This window comes from Mesorhizobium sp. M7A.F.Ca.CA.003.01.2.1 (genome assembly GCF_003998945.1).
Taxonomy (GTDB): Bacteria; Pseudomonadota; Alphaproteobacteria; order Rhizobiales; family Rhizobiaceae; genus Mesorhizobium; species Mesorhizobium ciceri.
Genome location: NZ_RZRA01000271.1, coordinates 1 through 6,063 on the forward strand (window position 1 = coordinate 1; position 6,063 = coordinate 6,063).

The 6,063-nt window shown below is 63.0% G+C and carries 6 protein-coding genes; all 6 read right to left on the reverse strand.

Features of this window, described 5'->3' with window-relative positions; all coding sequences use genetic code 11:
• Window positions 1–160: 160 nt before the first annotated feature.
• Window positions 161–844, reverse strand: a complete 684-nt coding sequence (locus EN969_RS13365) for an ABC transporter ATP-binding protein (RefSeq protein WP_027160544.1) — start codon at window positions 842–844, stop codon at window positions 161–163.
• Window positions 841–2,127: a lipoprotein-releasing ABC transporter permease subunit gene (locus EN969_RS13370; protein WP_127419172.1), complete on the reverse strand. Its 1,287-nt coding sequence runs from the start codon at window positions 2,125–2,127 to the stop codon at window positions 841–843. The genes EN969_RS13365 and EN969_RS13370 overlap by 4 nt, the downstream gene beginning before the upstream one ends.
• The gene (gene proS / locus EN969_RS13375; protein ID WP_063168231.1) at window positions 2,124–3,452 is read right to left on the reverse strand and encodes a proline--tRNA ligase; all 1,329 of its coding nucleotides are present in this window, start codon (window positions 3,450–3,452) and stop codon (window positions 2,124–2,126) included. Before proS ends, EN969_RS13370 begins: the two co-directional genes overlap by 4 nt.
• 632 nt (window positions 3,453–4,084) lie before the next feature.
• Window positions 4,085–4,369, reverse strand: coding sequence for a DUF1467 family protein (locus EN969_RS13380; RefSeq protein WP_013531106.1), 285 nt, complete (start codon window positions 4,367–4,369; stop codon window positions 4,085–4,087).
• A complete protein-coding gene (mce, locus tag EN969_RS13385; protein WP_063168232.1) occupies window positions 4,366–4,770 on the reverse strand; it encodes a methylmalonyl-CoA epimerase in 405 nt (134 codons plus the stop codon). The genes EN969_RS13380 and mce overlap by 4 nt, the downstream gene beginning before the upstream one ends.
• Before the next feature lie 110 nt (window positions 4,771–4,880).
• The coding region (locus EN969_RS13390; protein ID WP_164758244.1) for a ribonuclease J at window positions 4,881–6,063 on the reverse strand (1,183 nt) is incomplete at its 5' end.

Below are 6,063 nucleotides of genomic sequence, written 5' to 3' on the forward strand. Positions count from 1 at the left end.
CGACGAGACTGGGGTCAGGCCGAGCCGAGAATGGTGGATTTCGAGAACCGGAGCGGAGCGTACTTTTGGGTACGTGAGCACCGTTCTACCGCGACGGGGTAGAACGGGAAGCGCAGGAAGCCGCCTTTCGCAGGCCGGCCTCCCCCAGTATCGCCGTGCCCTAGAGCGGCACCACTTTACCGTCGGCCAACGTGACGCGACGGTCCATGCGCGATGCCAGCTCGTGATTGTGGGTGGCGATCAGCGCCGCGAGGCCCGATTGCTTGACCAGCGCCGCCAGCGCCTCGAACACATAGGACGCGGTGACCGGGTCGAGATTGCCGGTCGGCTCGTCCGCCAGCAGTACCAGCGGCGCATTGGCGACCGCACGCGCAATGGCGACGCGCTGCTGTTCGCCGCCGGAGAGCTCGGACGGCCGGTGCGCCGCGCGTTTGCCGATCTGCATGTAATCGAGCAGCTGCGCCGCGCGCTCGGCCGCGTCCTTGCGGCTGAGCCCCTTGATGAGCTGCGGCATCATTATGTTTTCCAGCGCCGAGAATTCCGGCAGCAGGTGATGGAACTGGTAGACGAAGCCGACATCGTTGCGGCGGATCGCCGTGCGCTCGTCGTCGGACAGCCGCCCGCAGGCGCGGCCGGCCAGGATGACGTCGCCGGCGTCGGGACGCTCCAGCAGGCCGGCGGTGTGCAGCAGCGTCGACTTGCCGGTGCCAGACGGCGCCACCAGCGCCACCATCTCGCCGCGCTTCAGCGAGAAGTCCGCACCATTGAGAATGGTGAGTTTTCGCGGTCCCTGGACGTAGTGCCGCTCGACGCTCTTCAGCTCGATAATGACCTCGGCCACTATTCGTACCTCAAGGCTTCGACCGGATCGAGACGCGCGGCGCGCCATGCCGGAAACACCGTTGCCAGGAAGGACAGGCCGAGCGCCATCAGGACGACATAGGTCGTCTCGCGCGGATCCATCTTCGCCGGCAACTGGCTGAGGAAATAGAGTTCAGGATTGAACAGCACCTTACCGGTCATCCACGAGAAGAACTGGCGGATCGATTCGATGTTGGTGCAGATCAGTACGCCGAGCAGCACACCGGCAAGCGTGCCGGTCACGCCGATCGCCGCACCCGTCATCAGGAAGATGCGCAGGATGGCGCCGCGCGACGCCCCCATGGTGCGCAGGATGGCGATGTCGTGGCCCTTGTCCTTCACCAGCATGATCAGGCCGGAGATGATGTTCAGCGCCGCCACCAGCACGATCAGCGTCAGGATCATGAACATGACGTTGCATTCGACCTGCAGCGCGGAGAAGAAGGTCTCGTTGCGCTGGCGCCAATCGACCATGTCGATCGGCCGCTGCGCCGCCGCCTCCACTTTCGGTTTCAGCGCATCGACATCGTCTGGATTGTCGACATAAATCTCGATCGTTTGCGCCCGCCCGTCCATGTTGAAATAAAGCTGCGCTTCGGAAAACGGCATGTAGACGATGGACGTGTCATATTCGGACATGCCGACTTCGAAGATCGCCGCGATCTTGTAGCCCTTCATGCGCGGCGTGGTGCCGATCGGCGTCACGTCGCCGTCGGGCGAAATCAAGGTGATGGTATCGCCAAGCGTCAGGCCGAGATTCTCAGCCATGCGCTTGCCGATGGCAACGCCCTCGCCAGAATCGAAATCGGCGATCGAACCCTGCTTGATGTTGCTGGCAACGATGGCGATCTTGCTCAGATCCTCGCCGCGTATGCCGCGAACCAGCGCTCCGGTTCCGCCGCCGACATTGCCTTGCGCAAGCACCTGGCCATCGATCAGCGGGATGGCGTATTTAACGCCTGCTACACCGTTGATGCGGCTGGCGACCTGCGCATAGTCCTCCAGCGGCGAATCGAGCGGCTGCACGATCAGGTGGCCGTTGACGCCGAGGATGCGCGTCAAAAGCTCTGCCCTGAAACCGTTCATCACCGCCATGACCACAATCAGCGTGGCGACGCCCAGCATGATGCCCAGAAACGAGATCGAGGCGATCACCGAGATCACCGTCTCCTTGCGCCGCGAACGCAGATAGCGCCAGGCGACCATGCGCTCGAAGATGGAAAAGGGTCCGGCGCCGACCGATCTTGCCGCCACCGCCTCGCTCATGCGGCGACACCGAAGCGCTTCTTCGCATCCGCGATCGGCAGCGTCTCGCGCTCACCGGTCTTGCGGTTCTTGATCTCGATCTCGCGGGCGGCGACACCGCGCGGTCCGACGATCACTTGCCAGGGAAGACCTATCAGGTCGGCGGTGGCGAACTTGCCGCCGGGCCGCTGGTCGGTGTCGTCGTAGAGCACGTCCTTGCCGGCGGCGACGAAAGCGGCATGCAGTTCGTCGCAGACGCCGTCGCACTCGGCGTCGCCCGCCTTCATGTTGATCAGTCCGATGTCGAACGGCGCCACCGCGTCCGGCCAGATGATGCCGTTGTCGTCATGGCTGGCTTCGATGATCGCCGCGACCAGCCGCGACGGACCGATGCCGTAGGAGCCGCCGGAGACGAAATGATCCTTGCCGTCGGGTCCGGTCACCTTGGCGCCCATGGGCTTGGAATATTTGTCGCCGAAATGGAAGATGTGGCCGACCTCGATGCCGCGCGCCGAAACCTTGTCGCTCTCGCCGATCTTCTCCCACGCCGCCTCGTCATGCATCTCGTCGGTGGCGGCGTAGGGCGTCGTCCATGTTTTGACGATGTCGGCGATCTCGGTGTCGTTGGCAAAATCGGTGTTGGCGCCGGGCACATCGAGCGCAAGATAGTCGCGGTGGCAGTAGACCTGGCTCTCGCCGGTGTCGGCCAGGATGATGAATTCATGGCTGAGATCGCCGCCGATCGGCCCGGTGTCGGCCCGCATCGGTATAGCCTGCAGCCCCATGCGCGTAAAAGTCCGGAGATAGGACACGAACATCCTGTTGTAGGCCGCCTTGGCGCCTTCGAAGTCGAGGTCGAAGGAATAGGCGTCCTTCATCAGGAACTCGCGCGACCGCATGACGCCGAAGCGCGGCCGCACTTCGTCGCGGAACTTCCACTGGATGTGGTAGAGATTGAGCGGCAGGTCCTTGTAGGACTTCACATAGGCGCGGACGATCTCGGTGACCACTTCCTCATTGGTGGGGCCGTAGAGCATGTCGCGGTCCTGCCGGTCCTTGATGCGCAGCATCTCCTTGCCGTAGTCGTCATAGCGGCCGCTTTCGCGCCACAGATCGGCCGACTGGATGGTCGGCATCAGGATTTCCAGCGCACCGGCGCGATCCTGCTCCTCGCGGATGATGCGGCATACCTTGTCCAGCACCCGCTTGCCGAGCGGCAGCCACGAGAAACTGCCCTGCCCCTGCTGGCGGATCATGCCGGCGCGCAGCATCAGCCGGTGCGAGACGATCTCGGCCTCGCGCGGATTTTCTTTGAGGATCGGCAGGAAATAGCGCGACAAACGCATGGGCAGGTCCGTGAGTGAGGAGGGTCGCGTCAGAATCGGCGCGACTTTGGCTTGCTTGACCCGGCTTCATAGCCATTTCAAGGCGGAATGGGAACCCGGACGCTTCGGCCCGAAAAGCGGAATCGATTTCCAAAAAACATGGGTAGCCGGGATCAGAAGCGTCGCACCGCCGTTCGCCCGTCCAGAAGACCCATGGCGCTGCAAGGCCTCCCGGTCACTGTGCGCGTCTTGGTGATCGTTCGCCAAGCAACGCCTGCCACACTATTGTGCAGTGCAGCACGAGAATGCCCGTTTCAAGGCAAAATTCTTCGTGACATTTTCATTCGCCTTAGGCTAATGTACCTCGATAACCGAGAGGGCAGAAAAAAATCTGCTCTCCTACGCGGTCAAAGTCTTGGGAGGATGCGATCTAGGCGCGGTTACTCGCTGCCGCCGGAAACCGGAAACAGATCGGACGCGTTTAAATTGCAAGGCCTCGTGCCTTGCATTTTTTTTGTGCAATCATCTGCTTAGCGCAACGCGTTGCCAAACCACCTTACCCAGCGTCAGCGCTCGTCAGGCCGCAAAACGGCACGACGTTCCCCGCCGAAACCCGCCCGGTCCGACATATGAAAACGCCGTCGCTGGACAGTCTATTTAGCCGGCGTCTGGCTGAATTCCGGCACGATGTGCGGGATGTCGTTGAGGCTGTATCCCAGCCCATGCGTCAGGCCATAGAAAATGCCCATCAGGATCGCGGTGGCGATGGTGGTGCGGATCACGGCGCGTAGCATGTGAGGCCCACGCGGCGCGCTCGGAACCGTGCCGAGCGTCACGTCGTGATCGTCGTCCTGCGTCCTCACGCTGAACGGCAGCACGGCGAACAGCACCACCCACCAGGTCGCGAAAAACAGGGCGGTGAACGAAACCCAGCTCATGATTGCTCCAGTTCGATCAGCGTGCCGAAGAAATCCTTCGGATGCAGGAACAGCACCGGCTTGCCGTGCGCGCCGATCTTCGGATTGCCGTCGCCCAGCACGCGGGCGCCGGCGGCCTTGAGCTGATCGCGCGCGGCCAGGATGTCGTCGACCTCATAGCAAAGGTGATGCATGCCGCCGGAGGGGTTCTTCTCCAGGAAGGCGGCGATCGGCGATCCCTCGCCCAAAGGCTCCAGAAGTTCGACCTTGGTGTTGCCGACATTGACGAACACCACCGTCACCCCGTGCTCCGGCAGTGCCTGCGGCGCCGTAACCTCCGCGCCGAGCGTGTTGCGGTAGGCCGCTACGGCAGCAGCCAGATCCGGCACGGCAAGCGCGACATGGTTCAGACGTCCGAGCATAGGTTTTCCTCAGGGCAGTATGGCAATAGGGCAGTATGGCAATAGGGGAAAAGCTGACCTGCCTCGTATCGAAATCCCTACTGCCCTACTCCCTTACTGCCCCACTCCCCTCAGCGAGTGACGAACACCGTCACCAGCGGCTTCTTGCCCCAGGCTTCGTTGGCGGCGCCGCGCACGGCGCGCCGCACTGCTTCCTGCACCAGGTCGAGGTCTTTTCGGCGCTGACGGGGGATCGAGTCCACCGCGCCGATTGCCGCATCGATCATCAGATCTTCCAGCGACTCGCCACGGCCATCGGCCTCGGCGACGCCGATGGCGACCAGATCGGGGTCGCCGGCAAGCTCATATTTGTCGTCCAGCACGACATTGACCGCCACGTGGCCGGCAAAGGACAATTTGCGCCGGTCGCGGATGCCCATCGCCTGATCGGTGCCGATCAGTCTGCCATCCTTGTAGATACGGCCGAACGGCACCTGATCCATGATGGTGGCTGGGCCGGGAGCAAGCCTGAGCATGTCGCCGTCGCGCACCTGCGCCACCTGGCCGATGCCCGATGTCGACATCAGCGAGCCCTGCGCCACCAGATGTGCCGCCTCGCCATGCACGGGAACGCCGATCTGCGGGCGCACCCATTCATACATCTTGCGCAATTCGCTGCGCCGCGGATGGCCGGAGACATGCACCAGCGCATCGCCGTCCTCGATGATCTTGACGCCGAGGTCGATGAGACGGTTCTTGATCTCGAGGATCGCCTTCTCGTTGCCGGGAATCGTACGCGAGGAAAACACCACCGTGTCGCCTGCCGTCAGCGACACCGACTTCATCTCTTCGCGCGACAGCTTGGCCAGTGCGGCCAGCGGCTCGCCCTGGCTGCCGGTGCAGATGATGACCAGGTTTTCGCGCGGGATGAAACCAAAATCCTCCTCGGCGATGAACTCCGGCAGACCGTCCATGTAGCCGAGTTCTCCGGCCACATCGATGACCCGCTTCAGCGAACGGCCAAGCACCAGGCACTGGCGTCCGGCATCGCGCGCCGCTTTGGCGATCGAGACGATACGTCCGACATTGGAGGAGAACGTGGTGACGGCGACACGGCCCTTGGCAGCCTGGATGACGCCCTTGAGGCCCTCGCCCACAGCCACTTCCGAAGGCGACTCGCCTTCGCGCAGCGCATTGGTCGAATCGCAGATCAGCGCCAGAACGCCCTTGTCGCCATAGGCGCGGAAACGCGCCTCGTCGGTCTTCGGCCCGATCGTCGGCTCCGGATCGATCTTCCAGTCACCGGTATGGATG

What these genes read in the sequence shown, in the direction of transcription:
- EN969_RS13370 (WP_127419172.1), bottom strand. Translation starts at nt 2,127, where the DNA reads ATGAGCGAGGCGGTGGCGGCAAGATCGGTCGGCGCCGGACCCTTTTCC.
- proS (WP_063168231.1), bottom strand. Translation starts at nt 3,452, where the DNA reads ATGCGTTTGTCGCGCTATTTCCTGCCGATCCTCAAAGAAAATCCGCGC.
- EN969_RS13380 (WP_013531106.1), bottom strand. Translation starts at nt 4,369, where the DNA reads ATGAGCTGGGTTTCGTTCACCGCCCTGTTTTTCGCGACCTGGTGGGTG.
- mce (WP_063168232.1), bottom strand. Translation starts at nt 4,770, where the DNA reads ATGCTCGGACGTCTGAACCATGTCGCGCTTGCCGTGCCGGATCTGGCT.